9 protein-coding genes and 3 rRNA genes are annotated in these 17,260 nt (G+C 49.7%); all 12 read left to right on the forward strand.

All coding sequences use genetic code 11. From position 1 onward, the window contains the following. The 12 genes from dnaA to BBI15_RS00060 all read left to right on the forward strand — a co-directional run bounded on the left by dnaA (position 1) and on the right by BBI15_RS00060 (position 17,255). A complete protein-coding gene (dnaA, locus tag BBI15_RS00005) occupies positions 1 to 1,344 on the forward strand; it encodes a chromosomal replication initiator protein DnaA (protein WP_068871174.1) in 1,344 nt (447 codons plus the stop codon). 170 nt (positions 1,345 to 1,514) lie between these two features. Then, the gene (gene dnaN, locus BBI15_RS00010) at positions 1,515 to 2,651 is read left to right on the forward strand and encodes a DNA polymerase III subunit beta (RefSeq protein WP_068871176.1); all 1,137 of its coding nucleotides are present in this window, start codon (positions 1,515 to 1,517) and stop codon (positions 2,649 to 2,651) included. 107 nt (positions 2,652 to 2,758) lie between these two features. Then, a complete protein-coding gene (gene yaaA, locus BBI15_RS00015; RefSeq protein ID WP_058382265.1) occupies positions 2,759 to 2,998 on the forward strand; it encodes a S4 domain-containing protein YaaA in 240 nt (79 codons plus the stop codon). Then, a complete protein-coding gene (gene recF / locus BBI15_RS00020) occupies positions 2,988 to 4,100 on the forward strand; it encodes a DNA replication/repair protein RecF (protein ID WP_068871178.1) in 1,113 nt (370 codons plus the stop codon). The genes yaaA and recF overlap by 11 nt, the downstream gene beginning before the upstream one ends. Before the next feature lie 6 nt (positions 4,101 to 4,106). After that, positions 4,107 to 4,316, forward strand: coding sequence for a hypothetical protein (locus tag BBI15_RS00025; protein WP_068871180.1), 210 nt, complete (start codon positions 4,107 to 4,109; stop codon positions 4,314 to 4,316). 47 nt (positions 4,317 to 4,363) lie between these two features. Next, on the forward strand, positions 4,364 to 6,292 hold the full coding sequence (gene gyrB / locus BBI15_RS00030; protein WP_068871182.1) for a DNA topoisomerase (ATP-hydrolyzing) subunit B: 1,929 nt from the start codon (positions 4,364 to 4,366) through the stop codon (positions 6,290 to 6,292). A 30-nt stretch (positions 6,293 to 6,322) separates the two neighbouring features. Beyond that, the gene (gene gyrA, locus BBI15_RS00035) at positions 6,323 to 8,914 is read left to right on the forward strand and encodes a DNA gyrase subunit A (protein ID WP_068871184.1); all 2,592 of its coding nucleotides are present in this window, start codon (positions 6,323 to 6,325) and stop codon (positions 8,912 to 8,914) included. A gap of 349 nt (positions 8,915 to 9,263) precedes the next feature. Then, a 16S ribosomal RNA gene (locus BBI15_RS00040) occupies positions 9,264 to 10,814 on the forward strand. A 189-nt stretch (positions 10,815 to 11,003) separates the two neighbouring features. Further along, positions 11,004 to 13,937 (forward strand): 23S ribosomal RNA (locus BBI15_RS00045). Between the two features lie 66 nt (positions 13,938 to 14,003). Then, a 5S ribosomal RNA gene (gene rrf, locus BBI15_RS00050) occupies positions 14,004 to 14,119 on the forward strand. Together the 16S, 23S and 5S rRNA genes form the textbook arrangement of a ribosomal RNA operon. Positions 14,120 to 14,407: 288 nt before the next feature. Beyond that, positions 14,408 to 15,871 (forward strand): IMP dehydrogenase, encoded by a 1,464-nt coding sequence (gene guaB / locus BBI15_RS00055; RefSeq protein WP_068871186.1) that lies wholly within the window; start codon positions 14,408 to 14,410, stop codon positions 15,869 to 15,871. Positions 15,872 to 16,001: 130 nt separating this feature from the next. Beyond that, complete coding sequence (locus BBI15_RS00060) at positions 16,002 to 17,255, forward strand: serine hydrolase (protein ID WP_084632998.1); 1,254 nt, start codon at positions 16,002 to 16,004, stop codon at positions 17,253 to 17,255. Positions 17,256 to 17,260 lie beyond the last annotated feature (5 nt).

The raw sequence follows: 17,260 nt of genomic DNA on the forward strand, positions 1-17,260 counted from the left end.
TTGGAACACTTAGACGAAATTTGGTCGAGTGTCTTAGCCCAAGTCGAGAAAAAAATCTCCAAGCCCAGCTTTGAAACTTGGCTCAAATCTACTAAGCTCTTGTCCTATAAAGAAGACACTGTCACCATCTCAGCCCCGAATTCATTTGCGCGCGACTGGCTCGAAAACCATTACGTGCACTTGATCACCGGCATTTTGACAGATCTCACAGGGGACGAAGCGCTTATTAAATTTGTGGTGCCAAAAGATCAGGATATGGATGATTTCCAGCTTCCCGCTCCCCGTGTCAAACCGGGGCAGGCGGAACAGCAAGAGTTTTTGCCGGGCATGCTGAACCCGAAGTACACCTTTGACACATTCGTCATTGGTTCCGGCAACCGCTTTGCGCACGCTGCATCGCTCGCTGTCGCCGAAGCACCGGCAAAAGCGTACAACCCGCTTTTCATCTATGGGGGCGTAGGACTTGGCAAGACCCACCTAATGCATGCAATCGGACATTATGTTATCGAACACAACCCGGACGCCAAAGTGGTTTATTTGTCGTCTGAAAAATTCACCAACGAGTTCATCAACTCGATCCGTGACAACCAGACCGTCGATTTCCGCAATAAATATCGAAATGTCGATATTTTGCTCATCGATGATATCCAATTTTTAGCCGGCAAAGAGCAGACACAGGAAGAGTTCTTCCATACGTTCAATACGCTGCACGAAGAATCCAAGCAGATCATCATCTCAAGCGATCGGCCGCCGAAAGAGATCCCGACGCTTGAAGACCGCTTAAGATCTCGCTTTGAATGGGGATTGATCACCGATATCACACCGCCGGACCTGGAAACGCGGATCGCCATTTTGCGCAAAAAGGCGAAAGCGGACGGCCTGGACATCCCGAACGATGTCATGACCTATATCGCCAATTCGATCGATTCCAACATCCGCGAGCTCGAAGGCGCATTGATCCGCGTCGTCGCTTATTCCTCCCTGATCAACCGGGACATGAGCGCCGAACTCGCTTCAGAAGCCTTGAAAGACATCATGCCGAACTCCAAGCCGAAAGTGATTACTATTTTGGACATCCAAAACGCAGTCGGCGAGCAGTTCAACGTCAAGCTTGAGGATTTCAAGACAAAACGCCGCACGAAGGATATCGCCTATCCGCGCCAGATCGCGATGTATCTATCACGCGAAATGACGGATTTTTCATTGCCGAAAATCGGCGAGGAATTTGGCGGGCGTGACCACACGACGGTCATCCATGCGCACGAAAAGATCAATACGATGCTGAAAGAGAACCAGCAGCTTCAGCAGGACATCAAAGAAATTCGATCTGCACTCGGGAAATAGGGTTGTGGATAACCCTCGATTTCCTTAAGCAGTTTATGCACAGTTTACCTACATGTGGATAAACTGCTTTGATTGCTTTTTTAAGGCTTATCCACATATTCACAGCCCCTATTACTATTACTGTCTTTAATTACTAATAACTAAAATATATATATAAGCGAGGTTCGAGAATGAAATTCGAGATAAAACGTGAGCGACTAGTTGAAGGTTTAAACGATGTAATGAAAGCAGTCAGTTCAAAAACGACAATCCCGATTCTGACAGGGATCAAGATGGATGTTTCTACAGAAGGCATGCGTTTGACAGGTAGCGATTCCGATATCACCATTCAAACCTTCATCCCGGCAGAAGAGGATGGACAGCAATTGATCGAGGTCACGGAAGGCGGAAGCATCGTCCTTCAGGCAAAAGTATTCGGGGAAATCGTCCGCAAATTGCCGACCAACGAAGTCGAAATCGAAATCAACGGCAATTTCCAGACGCATATCCGTTCAGGGAAATCCGAATTCCACTTGATCGGCCTTGACGCCATGGATTATCCGCAACTGCCCGATATCCAGGACGACCGCATTTTCACGATTCCAGCGGATTTGTTGAAAACAATCAATAGAGAAACGGTATTCGCCGTGTCCAGTTCTGAGACACGCCCGGTGCTTACTGGCGTCCATTGGGAAGTGAAAGACGGGGAGCTTGTCTGTGTCGCAACTGACAGCCACCGCCTGGCACGCCGCAAAACGAAACTCGAAACTTTGCCGGAAGGGGAGTACAGCGTCGTCATTCCAGGGAAAAGCTTGAATGAATTGAACAAAATCCTCGATGACACGTCCGATCCGGTCGAGATCGTCATGACCAACCAGCAAGTGTTGTTCAAATCGAAGCACATCTTGTTCTTCTCCCGCCTATTGGAAGGGAACTACCCGGATACTTCACGCCTCATCCCATCTGAATACAAGACGACGGTGACGGTAAACGGCCGTTCATTGCTTCAGGCAATCGACCGTGCATCACTACTAGCCCGTGAAGAACGCAATAACGTCGTGCGCTTCTCCACAAACGACGGCAGCGAAGTCGAGGTATCTTCGAATTCTCCGGAAGTCGGGAAAGTCGAAGAGCAATTGCAAGCGCAAAGCGTGGACGGTGAAGAGCTGAAGATTTCCTTCAGTGCGAAGTTCATGATGGATGCATTGAAAGCGATCGATGGGCAGGATGTCATCATCCAGTTCACTGGAGCGATGCGCCCGTTCATTTTGAAATCGGCATTGGACGACTCGATTCTTCAATTGATTCTTCCTGTCCGGACATATTAATCAGCACCAAAACCCTCAGGATAGCCCATACAGGCTATCCTTTTTACTTATGGGGTCAAATAGGGTAAAATAAAGGGATAGACTACGAATCGAAGGATGAGTGCATTTTGAAGGAAATCGGTATTGAGACGGAATTTATTACACTTGGGCAATTGCTGAAAATGACGGATACGATCAGTTCAGGCGGCATGGCCAAATGGTTCTTGAGTGAACACGAAGTATTCGTGAACGGGGAAGCGGAAGACCGCAGAGGGCGCAAATTGCGTCCCGAGGACACTGTGAACATACCGGGGACGGGGGAATTCCGCATCGTTGTCGCCGAAGGCATGAGCTTCGATGCGGATTGACAACCTCGAGTTAGTCGATTACCGCAACTATGAAACGCTCAAGCTCGACTTCTCGCCGGAGATCAACGTCTTCATCGGCGAGAACGCGCAAGGCAAAACCAATATCATGGAATCGCTCTATGTTTTATCGATGGCGAAATCCCATCGGACGAGCAATGACAAAGAATTGATACGCTGGGACGCGGAATATGGTAAAATTAAAGCTGATGTGCTCCGGAAATATGGCAAACTGCCGCTTGAAATCAGCTTTTCCAAAAAAGGCAAGAAAGCGAAAGTGAACCACCTGGAGCAAAGGCGGCTGAGCGATTATATCGGCCAGTTGAACGTCGTCATGTTCGCTCCTGAAGACCTGCATTTGGTTAAAGGCAGTCCACAGGTCAGGCGCCGCTTCATCGATATGGAGATCGGCCAGATTTCACCGGTCTATCTCCACGATCTCGTCAATTACCAAAAGCTGTTGAAACAGCGTAACCATATATTGAAGCAGCATTATGGCAAACAGGCGATCAATGATGTCATGTTCGATGTTTATACCGAACAATTCATCGAAGCTGCTGTAAAAATTATACAAAAAAGATTCCAGTTCATGGAATTGCTGCAAAAATGGGCAGAACCGATCCATCACGGCATTTCCCGTGGGCTTGAAAAACTGGAAATCCGCTATCAGCCGATTAGTGGGTTGAAGCCCGAATGGACGCCTGCTGAAATGGCGTCCTTTTTAGAGCAGAAACTCCAGGAAGTGAAAAAGCGGGAACTTGACCGTGGCGTAACGCTGGTCGGGCCTCACCGTGACGATCTGCAGTTCATCGTCAACGGCTACGACGTCCAGACTTACGGCTCTCAAGGGCAGCAGCGCACGACAGCACTGTCCTTGAAGCTCGCGGAAATTGAGCTCATCAAGCAGGAAGTCGGCGAAGCGCCGGTTCTTCTTCTGGACGATGTACTTTCGGAGCTGGACGATTATCGCCAATCCCATCTACTCAATACCATCCGTGGATCCGTGCAGACCTTTGTCACGACCACCAGCGTCGAAGGCATCCAGCACGAGACCATTCAAAGCGCCCGCCTTTTCGAGGTGTCGAAAGGGACGGTCAAGGAGTGAGCATGCATGTATGTCCAGATCGGGGCCTCCCATTTGGTTGCCGTAACGGAAATCCTTGCGGTGGTCCATCATGAACACTATGTCCACTCCGCTTTTACGCGGCTTTTGGTACCGCCCGAGGCAGTGAAATCCTATGTCGTCACCGATGATTTCGTCTACGGGTCGCCTTATCGGCCCCAGGCATTATTGAATAAAATTCAGCAAAACAGGTTATAACCGATCAATGGAAATAATGAGTTGTCAAGAAAGAGCAGGTGAACGGAATGGCTATGGAAGATACGAATCTTGAACAATCGTATGGTGCCAACCAGATTCAAGTATTGGAAGGCTTAGAAGCGGTCCGGAAACGGCCGGGCATGTATATCGGTTCTACGGGATCGAGAGGACTGCATCATTTAGTATGGGAAATCGTGGATAACAGCATCGACGAAGCCCTTGCCGGTTATTGCGATGAAATCCGCGTCACGATTGAAAAAGACAATTGGATCCGGGTAGAAGATAACGGCCGCGGGATTCCAGTCGATATGCAAGAAAAAATGGGCCGCCCGGCTGTTGAAGTCATCATGACGGTCCTTCATGCAGGCGGTAAATTCGGCGGCGGCGGCTATAAAGTATCCGGCGGCCTCCACGGCGTCGGCGCTTCTGTCGTCAACGCCTTGTCCGAGACGACAGAAGTTTACGTTCACAGGGATGGCAAGCGCCATTTCATTCAATTCCAGCGCGGCGCTGTCACAAAAGAGCTCGGTGTCATCGGCGAAGCCGACAAAACCGGAACGACCATCCGATTTAAAGCGGACGGTGACATCTTCAAGGAAACGACAGTGTATGAATTCGATATTCTCGATCACCGACTGCGTGAGCTCGCTTATTTGAACCGCGGCTTGAAAATCGTGGTCGCAGATGAACGCGAAGGCCTCGAGCAGGAAAAGAAATACCATTACGAAGGCGGTATCAAATCCTACGTCGAGCATTTGAATAAATCGAAAGACCCGCTTCACGACGAAGCGATTTTCGTCGAGTCGGAGCGGGATGGCATCGATGTTGAAGTCGCGATGCAATATAATGGCGGATTTGCCGCGAATATCTTTTCATTCGCGAACAATATCAGCACCCATGAAGGCGGAACGCACGAATCCGGCTTCAAAACGGCATTGACGCGCGTCATCAATGATTACGGCCGCAAAAACGGCTTGATAAAAGACGCTGAAGCGAATCTGACGGGTGAGGATGTAAGAGAAGGGTTGACGGCAATCATTTCCGTCAAGCATCCGGATCCTCAGTTCGAAGGCCAGACCAAGACGAAGCTTGGCAACACGGAAGTGTCGACGATCGTCAATAATCTGTTCTCAGGCGGATTCGAGCGCTTTTTGCTCGAAAATCCAACGACGGCAAAGAAAATCATCGAAAAGGGCATCATGGCTTCCCATGCGCGGATGGCTGCCAAAAAAGCACGCGAATTCACACGCCGCAAATCGGTCCTTGAAGTATCAAGCCTGCCAGGGAAACTTGCAGACTGTTCTTCGCGCGATCCGAAAATCAGCGAAATCTACATCGTAGAGGGAGATTCAGCGGGCGGATCCGCAAAATCCGGCCGCGACCGCCACTTCCAGGCGATTTTGCCATTGCGCGGGAAAATCCTCAACGTAGAAAAAGCGCGCCTGGATAAAATTCTCGTTAACGCGGAAATCCGTAATATCATTACGGCGCTTGGCACAGGGATCGGTGAAGAGTTCAACCTCGACAAAGCCCGTTACCATAAAGTCGTCATCATGACCGATGCCGATGTCGACGGCGCCCATATCCGGACTTTGCTATTGACGTTCCTCTTCCGCTACATGCGCCCGCTGATCGAAGCTGGCTATATTTACATCGCACAGCCGCCTTTATTCCAGATTAAACAAGGCAAGCATGTCGATTATGTCTATTCGGATGCACAGCTGAAAGAAGCATTGGCTAAATTGCCAGCAACCCCAAAACCGCATGTCCAGCGCTATAAAGGCCTAGGGGAGATGAATGCTGAGCAACTATGGGATACGACAATGGATCCGGATTTCCGGACCTTGCTGCAAGTGACGCTTGAAGATGCAATGACAGCGGATGAGACTTTCCATATGCTAATGGGGGATGACGTCGAACCGCGCCGCAACTTCATTGAAGAAAACGCCAGTTATGTAAAGAACTTGGATGTATAAAGCAACAAGAGTTGAGAGGAGGCTGCGGATATGGCGGAACGGCCAGGCAGCGGAGTAGAAGAAATAAACATCAGCACGGAGATGCGCACATCATTCCTTGACTATGCGATGAGCGTCATCGTGTCGCGTGCGTTGCCGGATGTCCGGGACGGCTTGAAGCCGGTGCATCGGCGTATTTTATATGCGATGCATGACCTCGGGATCACAGCAGATAAAGGCTATAAAAAATCAGCCCGTATCGTCGGTGACGTAATCGGTAAATATCACCCGCACGGTGATAGCGCAGTTTATGAAACGATGGTACGCATGGCCCAGGATTTCAGCTATCGCTATATGCTCGTCGATGGCCACGGGAACTTCGGTTCAGTGGACGGCGATGCAGCAGCGGCAATGCGCTATACAGAATCCAAAATGTCAAAAATTTCCATGGAACTTTTGCGCGATTTAAATAAAAATACAGTTGATTATAAGGAAAACTACGATGGCCAGGAAAAAGAACCAATTGTCCTCCCAAGCAGATTCCCGAACTTGCTTGTCAACGGAACTTCCGGAATCGCGGTCGGCATGGCTACCAATATCCCGCCTCATAATCTAGGCGAGACGATCGATGCGGTTCTTGCGTTGGCTGAAAACCCGGCCATTACGACGGAAGAATTGCTTGAGTTCCTTCCAGGGCCCGATTTCCCGACCGGAGGCATCATCCTCGGACGGAGCGGCATCCGCCGTGCTTACGAAACCGGAAAAGGTTCGGTGTTGATCCGTGCGGTTGTTGAAATCGAAACGAAACCGAACGGCAAAGAAGTAATCCTCATCCACGAGCTGCCTTATCAAGTCAACAAAGCGCGTCTGATCGAAAAAATCGCAGAACTCGTGCGCGATAAAAAAATCGACGGCATCACTGATTTGCGTGACGAATCCGACCGCAACGGGATGCGTGTCGTCATCGAAGTGCGCAGGGACGCGAGCGCCAATGTCATATTGAATAACTTGTACAAACAGACGGCGATGCAAACAAGCTTCGGCATCAATATGCTCGCGCTCGTCGATGGCCAGCCGAAAGTTCTGGGCTTGAAAGACGTTCTTTATCATTACCTTGAGCACCAGAAAGTCATTATCCGCCGCCGGACGGAATTCGACTTGCAAAAAGCGGAAGACCGCGCGCATATCCTTGAAGGCTTGCGCATCGCACTTGATCATATCGATGCCATCATCGCTTTGATCCGTGGGTCGCAAACAACCGAAGAAGCCCGCAACGGTTTGATGAATGATTTCAATTTGTCTGAGCGCCAATCCCAGGCCATCCTGGACATGCGCCTTCAACGTTTGACCGGTCTCGAACGGGACAAAATCGAAGAGGAATACCAAGGGCTCGTCGCACTCATCAATGAGTTGCGTTCAATTCTTGCGGACGAATCGAAAATCCTCGAAATTATCCGCGAGGAAATCCTGGAAATTAAAGAACGTTTCAATGACCCTCGCAGAACGGAAATCACTGTCGGGGGATCTGAAATGATCGAAGATGAAGACCTTATCCCACGTGAAGCTTCGGTACTGACACTCACGCATAACGGCTACATCAAACGCTTGCCTGCCAATACTTACCGCAGCCAGAAGCGCGGCGGACGCGGCGTCCAGGGAATGGGAACCAACGAAGATGATTTCGTGGAACACCTTCTATATACATCGACGCATGACACCATCCTGTTCTTCACAAGCGAAGGGAAAGTCTATCGCAAGAAAGGCTATCAGGTTCCTGAATACGGCCGGACTGCGAAAGGCTTGCCACTAGTAAACTTACTGGAGATAGGAAAGAACGAAAAAGTGACAGCGGTAATCCGTGTCGAAGAATTTAAGGAAGATGATTTCTTCTTCTTCACGACACGCGGCGGCCTTAGCAAGCGTACACCAGTAAGCAGCTATGCAAATATTCGCCAGAACGGATTAATTGCTATCAATTTGCGTGAAGATGACGAATTGATTTCAGTCAAGATGACTGACGGCAATAAAGAAATTATCATCGGAACACGCGATGGCGCATTGATCCGATTCCCTGAGACGGATATCCGCAGCATGGGACGCGCAGCAAGCGGTGTCCGGGGCATTCGTCTCCGTGAAGGCGACCAAGTTGTCGGAATGGAAACTTTGGAGTCAGGTGACGATATTCTCGTAGTAACAGAGAATGGTTTTGGGAAGCGCACTAAAGAAAGCGAGTATCGTGTACAGTCAAGAGGCGGAATGGGAATCAAGACTTGCCATATCACAGAGAAGAATGGCCCGCTTGTGGCTGTAAGAGCTGTAAACGGTACTGAAGATATCATGCTGATCACACAACACGGCGTGTTGATCCGCATGGACGTTGAAGGAATTTCAACCACTGGCAGAAACACGCAAGGGGTTACATTAATTCGTCTTGGAGACGAAGAGATCGTTGCTACGGTCACTAAAGTTAAAAAGGATTTAGATGATGATGAAGTAGCAGAAGTTGAAGAAGAGACAGAACAAGTTAGTGAAGACAAAGTAGAAGCACTCATCGAAGAAAGTGCAGAAGCAGATGTCTACACAGAGGATGAGCTTGTTGAAGATGAAATAGAAGAAAATGCAGAAGACGAACTAAAAGAATAGAAGATTTTAAAAGAGCTTGCCGGCAACTCGGCAAGCTCTTTTATTTCTTAATAGAAAGAGATTTGAAGAAAGGAAAAGTTTTTTTTCTTAAAACTGTTGACGTGAATAGTAAGGCGTGATATATTTATCAAGTCGCCAAAACAAGGCGTACAACATGAACCTTGAAAACTGAACAGCAAAACGTCAACGAATATGTTTCGAGCGCTTAGCGCGAGAAACCATATTTGCGAGGGTCGCCCTTGGGCGATCGGAGCAAAAAAACTACTGATCAGCGTATGCAGATCAAGCGAATCGCGCGTCTTTCGAGACGGCGATGCGCCAGCAACTATTGAGCAATCAATACTACTCTATAATGGAGAGTTTGATCCTGGCTCAGGACGAACGCTGGCGGCGTGCCTAATACATGCAAGTCGAGCGGAACCATTGGAGCTTGCTCCTTTGGTTTAGCGGCGGACGGGTGAGTAACACGTGGGCAACCTGCCCTGCAGATCGGGATAACTCCGGGAAACCGGTGCTAATACCGAATAGTTTGCGGCCTCTCATGAGGCTGTACGGAAAGACGGTTTCGGCTGTCACTGCAGGATGGGCCCGCGGCGCATTAGCTAGTTGGTGGGGTAACGGCCCACCAAGGCGACGATGCGTAGCCGACCTGAGAGGGTGATCGGCCACACTGGGACTGAGACACGGCCCAGACTCCTACGGGAGGCAGCAGTAGGGAATCTTCCGCAATGGACGAAAGTCTGACGGAGCAACGCCGCGTGAGTGAAGAAGGTTTTCGGATCGTAAAACTCTGTTGTGAGGGAAGAACAAGTACCAAGTAACTACTGGTACCTTGACGGTACCTCACCAGAAAGCCACGGCTAACTACGTGCCAGCAGCCGCGGTAATACGTAGGTGGCAAGCGTTGTCCGGAATTATTGGGCGTAAAGCGCGCGCAGGCGGTCCTTTAAGTCTGATGTGAAAGCCCACGGCTCAACCGTGGAGGGTCATTGGAAACTGGGGGACTTGAGTGCAGAAGAGGAAAGTGGAATTCCACGTGTAGCGGTGAAATGCGTAGAGATGTGGAGGAACACCAGTGGCGAAGGCGACTTTCTGGTCTGTAACTGACGCTGAGGCGCGAAAGCGTGGGGAGCAAACAGGATTAGATACCCTGGTAGTCCACGCCGTAAACGATGAGTGCTAAGTGTTAGGGGGTTTCCGCCCCTTAGTGCTGCAGCTAACGCATTAAGCACTCCGCCTGGGGAGTACGGCCGCAAGGCTGAAACTCAAAGGAATTGACGGGGGCCCGCACAAGCGGTGGAGCATGTGGTTTAATTCGAAGCAACGCGAAGAACCTTACCAGGTCTTGACATCCCGCTGACCGCCTTGGAGACAAGGCTTTCCCTTCGGGGACAGCGGTGACAGGTGGTGCATGGTTGTCGTCAGCTCGTGTCGTGAGATGTTGGGTTAAGTCCCGCAACGAGCGCAACCCTTGATCTTAGTTGCCAGCATTCAGTTGGGCACTCTAAGGTGACTGCCGGTGACAAACCGGAGGAAGGTGGGGATGACGTCAAATCATCATGCCCCTTATGACCTGGGCTACACACGTGCTACAATGGACGGTACAAAGGGTCGCGAACCCGCGAGGGGGAGCCAATCCCAGAAAACCGTTCTCAGTTCGGATTGCAGGCTGCAACTCGCCTGCATGAAGCCGGAATCGCTAGTAATCGCGGATCAGCATGCCGCGGTGAATACGTTCCCGGGCCTTGTACACACCGCCCGTCACACCACGAGAGTTTGTAACACCCGAAGTCGGTGGGGTAACCCTTATGGGAGCCAGCCGCCGAAGGTGGGACAGATGATTGGGGTGAAGTCGTAACAAGGTAGCCGTATCGGAAGGTGCGGCTGGATCACCTCCTTTCTAAGGATAATATCGGAACCGATTCTTCGGAATCGGGTTGACGTTTTGCGTTCAGTTTTGAAGGTTCACTCCGCAAGGATTGGCTTTCAGACTTGTTCTTTGAAAACTGGATAGATCGACATTGATTAAGAAACAAGCATCAAGTAGCGTGATCGCCTCAAGCGATCAACTTATTGTTTGACCATCAGTGGTTAAGTTAATAAGGGCGCACGGTGGATGCCTTGGCACTAGGAGCCGAAGAAGGACGGCACTAACACCGATATGCCTCGGGGAGCTGTAAGTGAGCTGTGATCCGGGGATTTCCGAATGGGGAAACCCACTGTTCGTAATGGAGCAGTATCCATGTGTGAATTCATAGCACATGAGAAGGCAGACTCAGGGAACTGAAACATCTAAGTACCTGAAGGAAGAGAAAGCAAATGCGATTCCCCAAGTAGCGGCGAGCGAAACGGGAACAGCCCAAACCAGAAGGCTTGCCTTCTGGGGTTGTAGGACACTCTATACGGAGTTACAAAGGAATGGATTAGGCGAAGCGACCTGGAACGGTCCGCGAGACAGGGTAAGAGCCCCGTAGCCGAAAGTGCATTCCCTCCAGAGTGGATCCTGAGTACGGCGGAACACGTGAAATTCCGTCGGAATCCGGGAGGACCATCTCCCAAGGCTAAATACTCCCTAGTGACCGATAGTGAACCAGTACCGTGAGGGAAAGGTGAAAAGCACCCCGGAAGGGGAGTGAAAGAGATCCTGAAACCGTGTGCCTACAAGTAGTTAGAGCCCGTTAATGGGTGATAGCGTGCCTTTTGTAGAATGAACCGGCGAGTTACGATTGCATGCAAGGTTAAGGTGAGAAGCCGGAGCCGCAGCGAAAGCGAGTCTGAACAGGGCGAATGAGTATGCAGTTGTAGACCCGAAACCAGGTGATCTACCCATGTCCAGGGTGAAGGTAAGGTAACACTTACTGGAGGCCCGAACCCACGCACGTTGAAAAGTGCGGGGATGAGGTGTGGGTAGCGGAGAAATTCCAATCGAACCTGGAGATAGCTGGTTCTCTCCGAAATAGCTTTAGGGCTAGCCTCAAGATAGAGAATCCTGGAGGTAGAGCACTGTTTGGACTAGGGGCCCATCCCGGGTTACCGAATTCAGACAAACTCCGAATGCCAGTGATTTATGCTTGGGAGTCAGACTGCGAGTGATAAGATCCGTAGTCAAGAGGGAAACAGCCCAGACCACCAGCTAAGGTCCCCAAATATCCGTTAAGTGGAAAAGGATGTGGCGTTGCTTAGACAACCAGGATGTTGGCTTAGAAGCAGCCATCATTTAAAGAGTGCGTAATAGCTCACTGGTCGAGTGACACTGCGCCGAAAATGTACCGGGGCTAAACGGATTACCGAAGCTGTGGATGGACATCTGAGATGTCCGTGGTAGGAGAGCGTTCTAAGGGCGGTGAAGTCAGACCGGAAGGACTGGTGGAGCGCTTAGAAGTGAGAATGCCGGTATGAGTAACGAAAGACGGGTGAGAATCCCGTCCACCGAATGCCTAAGGTTTCCTGAGGAAGGCTCGTCCGCTCAGGGTTAGTCGGGACCTAAGTCGAGGCCGATAGGCGTAGACGATGGACAACAGGTTGATATTCCTGTACCACCTCCCCGCCGTTTGAGTAATGGGGGGGACGCAGAAGGATAGGGTGAGCGTGCCGTTGGTTGTGCACGTCCAAGTTGTGAGATGAGAAACGAGGCAAATCCCGTTTCTATATACATCAAGCAGTGATGGCAAGAGGTTTAACCTCAGAGTCCCTGATTTCACACTGCCAAGAAAAGCCTCTAGCGAGGCGGGAGGTGCCCGTACCGCAAACCGACACAGGTAGGCGAGAAGAGAATTCTAAGGTGAGCGAGTGAACTCTCGTTAAGGAACTCGGCAAAATGACCCCGTAACTTCGGGAGAAGGGGTGCTCTGGTAGGGTGAATAGCCCGAGAGAGCCGCAGTGAATAGGCCCAGGCGACTGTTTAGCAAAAACACAGGTCTCTGCAAAACCGTAAGGTGACGTATAGGGGCTGACGCCTGCCCGGTGCTGGAAGGTTAAGGGGAGTGCTTAGCGCAAGCGAAGGTGCGAACCGAAGCCCCAGTAAACGGCGGCCGTAACTATAACGGTCCTAAGGTAGCGAAATTCCTTGTCGGGTAAGTTCCGACCCGCACGAAAGGCGTAACGATCTGGGCACTGTCTCAACGAGAGACTCGGTGAAATTATAGTACCTGTGAAGATGCAGGTTACCCGCGACAGGACGGAAAGACCCCGTGGAGCTTTACTGTAGCCTGATATTGAATTTTGGTGCAACTTGTACAGGATAGGTAGGAGCCAGAGAACCCGGAGCGCCAGCTTCGGGGGAGGCGTCGGTGGGATACTACCCTGGTTGTATTGAACTTCTAACCCACAAGCCTAAGCGGCTTGGGAGACAGTGTCAGGCGGGCAGTTTGACTGGGGCGGTCGCCTCCTAAAGAGTAACGGAGGCGCTCAAAGGTTCCCTCAGAATGGTTGGAAATCATTCGCAGAGTGTAAAGGCACAAGGGAGCTTGACTGCGAGACGGACAGGTCGAGCAGGGTCGAAAGACGGACTTAGTGATCCGGTGGTTCCGCATGGAAGGGCCATCGCTCAACGGATAAAAGCTACCCCGGGGATAACAGGCTTATCTCCCCCAAGAGTCCACATCGACGGGGAGGTTTGGCACCTCGATGTCGGCTCATCGCATCCTGGGGCTGTAGTCGGTCCCAAGGGTTGGGCTGTTCGCCCATTAAAGCGGTACGCGAGCTGGGTTCAGAACGTCGTGAGACAGTTCGGTCCCTATCCGTCGCGGGCGCAGGAAATTTGAGAGGAGCTGTCCTTAGTACGAGAGGACCGGGATGGACACACCGCTGGTGTACCAGTTGTTCTGCCAAGAGCATCGCTGGGTAGCTATGTGTGGCCGGGATAAGTGCTGAAAGCATCTAAGCACGAAGCCCCCCTCAAGATGAGATTTCCCATTGCGCAAGCAAGTAAGATCCCTCAAAGACGATGAGGTAGATAGGTTCGGGGTGGAAGCGTGGCGACACGTGCAGCTGACGAATACTAATCGATCGAGGACTTAACCAACCAACTGAAACGCACGTTTCCCACAATGTCGATTTATCCAGTTTTGAGCGAACAAGCTCAAAAAAGTCCAGTGATGATGGCAAAGAGGCCACACCCGTTCCCATCCCGAACACGGAAGTTAAGCTCTTTTGCGCCGATGGTAGTTGGGGGTTTCCCCCTGTGAGAGTAGGACGTCGCTGGGCAAGCAGCAAAGCCGTTACCGGTTCATTCCGGTAACGGCTTTTTTGTATTGTATGAAAACTTCTCTTAATCTTATGTACTCACTAAGGCTTGTTTGATAAAAGAATAAATGAAATTTCAATTTGACGTTGCACACCGTCGCTAAAACTATAGTAAATAGTAAAAGATATACAGAAAATTTCATGATCCATTAGTCGGAATAGTTTTACTTTTTTCAGTTTCTTGACACCCCCTGAAACCGCTGATAACCTTACAATAATATTCAAAAGGAAGCAGGAGGCGTGTCAATTATGTGGGAATCGAAATTTCTTAAAGAAGGGTTAACCTTCGATGATGTATTGCTAGTGCCAGCTCATTCAGAAGTCTTGCCAAAGGATATTGATTTGTCAGTGGAACTGACGCCGAAAATCAAGCTGAACATCCCGATTATTAGTGCTGGAATGGACACTGTGACAGAAGCGAAAATGGCTATTTCAATGGCACGTCAAGGCGGTCTTGGAATCATCCATAAAAATATGAGTATCGAAGAGCAGGCTGAACAAGTAGTGACTGTCAAACGTTCGGAAAATGGCGTCATTACTGATCCGTTCTACTTGACTCCTCAACATCAAGTTTACGATGCTGAGCATTTGATGGGTAAATACCGTATTTCTGGTGTACCGATTGTCCAGAGCGAAGAAGATCTTACCTTGGTGGGTATCATTACTAACCGCGACCTCCGCTTCATCCAAGACTATTCATTAGAAATTAAGGACGTTATGACAAAAGAAAAGCTAGTGACGGCCCCGGTCGGCACGACTCTGGAAGATGCTGAAAAAATCCTTCAACAATATAAAATTGAGAAACTACCGATCGTGGATCAAAACGGCATGTTAAAGGGGCTTATCACCATCAAGGATATCGAGAAAGTGATCGAGTTTCCGATTGCTGCAAAAGATGAGCATGGACGCTTGCTAGCTGGTGCAGCTGTAGGGGTAACATCTGATACGATGAAACGTGTAGAGCAATTGGTGAAAGCTCAGGTAGATGTGATAGTTATTGACACCGCACATGGCCATTCAGCAGGTGTATTGAACATGGTCAGCCAGATTCGCGAGGCGTATCCGGAACTGACGATTGTAGCAGGGAACGTAGCCACTGCAAGTGGAACAAAAGCTTTGATTGAAGCGGGTGCTGATATCGTTAAAGTTGGTATTGGACCAGGTTCTATCTGCACAACACGGGTTGTAGCAGGTGTCGGGGTTCCGCAAATCACAGCTGTTTACGATTGCGCTACAGAAGCCCGTAAACATGGCAAGTCAATCATTGCCGATGGGGGCATTAAGTTCTCTGGCGATATTATCAAGGCGTTGGCTGCAGGCGGACACGTTGTTATGCTAGGCAGCTTGCTCGCAGGAACGACTGAAAGCCCAGGGGAAACGGAAATCTTCCAAGGACGCCGCTTCAAGACTTACCGTGGCATGGGCTCGATTGCTTCCATGGAAAAAGGCTCGAAAGACCGTTATTTCCAGGATGAAGCGAAAAAATTGGTGCCTGAAGGAATTGAAGGGCGTTTGCCTTATAAAGGCCCTCTTACAGATACAATCCACCAATTACTTGGAGGCATTCGCGCAGGCATGGGCTATTGCGGTACAAAAGACTTGCGTTCACTTCGCGAGGATGCACAGTTTATCCGCATGACTGGCGCAGGGTTGATCGAGAGCCATCCGCATGACGTACAAATTACTAAAGAATCACCGAATTATTCTATGTAGGATGAGGCACCTCCCCAAGGATTGGGGAGGTGTTTTTTCGTTTTGCTTCTGGAGAATATGATAAAATAGCAAAAGGAATGAAACGATGGAGGACAAGTGAGTGAAAAGTTTAGTGAAATGGGTTCAAGTGATGATTGTGTCAGCTATTGTTTTTACAATATGGGTTCCGGCTGATGTGCAGGCAGAAGAAACTGTTCCTGTATTGGCGGATGCAGCTATTGTCGTGGATGCCGAGACTGGGCAGATTTTATATGGGCAGAATGATGAAGCTGTCCTTGGGATCGCTTCGATGAGCAAAATGATGAGTGAATATCTTTTGTTTGAAGCAATCGAGGAAGGTGTCGTCAGTTGGGACGATGAATACGAGGTGACGGATTATAGCCACCGTATTTCTCAGGACTTGCGCTTGAGCAATGTTCCACTGCGCCGGGATGGTTCCTATACGATGAAGGAGTTATATGAAGCAATGGCCATTTATTCGGCGAATGCGGCGACGATCGGCATTGCAGAAACGATTGCGGGTACTGAGAAAGAGTTTGTCCGGATGATGAATGATAAAGCGAAGGAAATGGGCATAGAAGACGCACACTTCGTCAATTCGACAGGGCTTAATAATTCGTTTCTATTAGGGATGCATCCGGAAGGGACAGGAGAAGATGAAGAAAACACGATGTCAGCACGTTCAGTGGCCGTATTGACTAAAGCTTTGTTGGATGATTACCCTGAAATCCTGGATACTGCTAAAATTCCGGAATTGATGTTCCGGGAAGGCACGCCTGATCAGATCCGTATGGTCAATTGGAATACGATGCTCCCTGGAATGGACCATGAATATGAAGGCATGGACGGTTTGAAGACTGGAACGACGGATTTTGCGGGCCATTCATTTGCAGGGACTGCCAAACGTGACGGAATCCGGTTGATTGCGGTAGTGATGAAAGCGGTCGATACCGAAGGGGAGGGTTCCTATAAGGCACGTTTTGATGCGACACGTGCCTTATTGGATCATGGTTTTGGATTTCAAGAAACGGAGATCATGAAAGCTGGTCAGCAATTTATGGGGCAGGAATCCATTCCTGTCGCAAAAGGTGAAAAAGAGCAAGTCGCAATAGCAGTTAAAGAACCGATACGTTTGTTGGCGCCGTCTTCTGGTACGTATCAGGCTGAGCTTGAATTGACAGAAGCTGCCCCACTTGAGGCAACTGTTGAGGAAGGCCAACTTGTAGGTAAGGTCAGGGTTTTGGATTCTGAAGGCAGTGAAGTGGAATATTTGAAAGGCGAAAAGCCAGCTGCGGGCGTTGAAGCGATAGAAACGGTGGATCGCGCCAATTGGTTTGCGTTGTCCATGAAAGGCGCAGTGGATTTCATTAAAGGTTTATTCTAAGAAAA

The sequence above is a fragment of the Planococcus plakortidis genome (assembly GCF_001687605.2).
GTDB classification, from domain to species: Bacteria; Bacillota; Bacilli; order Bacillales_A; family Planococcaceae; genus Planococcus; species Planococcus plakortidis.

Coding starts and splice junctions, on each gene's coding strand:
- dnaN (WP_068871176.1), top strand. CDS start 1,515: ATGAAATTCGAGATAAAACGTGAGCGACTAGTTGAAGGTTTAAACGAT.
- recF (WP_068871178.1), top strand. CDS start 2,988: ATGCGGATTGACAACCTCGAGTTAGTCGATTACCGCAACTATGAAACG.
- BBI15_RS00025 (WP_068871180.1), top strand. CDS start 4,107: ATGTATGTCCAGATCGGGGCCTCCCATTTGGTTGCCGTAACGGAAATC.
- gyrB (WP_068871182.1), top strand. CDS start 4,364: ATGGCTATGGAAGATACGAATCTTGAACAATCGTATGGTGCCAACCAG.
- gyrA (WP_068871184.1), top strand. CDS start 6,323: ATGGCGGAACGGCCAGGCAGCGGAGTAGAAGAAATAAACATCAGCACG.
- guaB (WP_068871186.1), top strand. CDS start 14,408: ATGTGGGAATCGAAATTTCTTAAAGAAGGGTTAACCTTCGATGATGTA.
- BBI15_RS00060 (WP_084632998.1), top strand. CDS start 16,002: ATGATTGTGTCAGCTATTGTTTTTACAATATGGGTTCCGGCTGATGTG.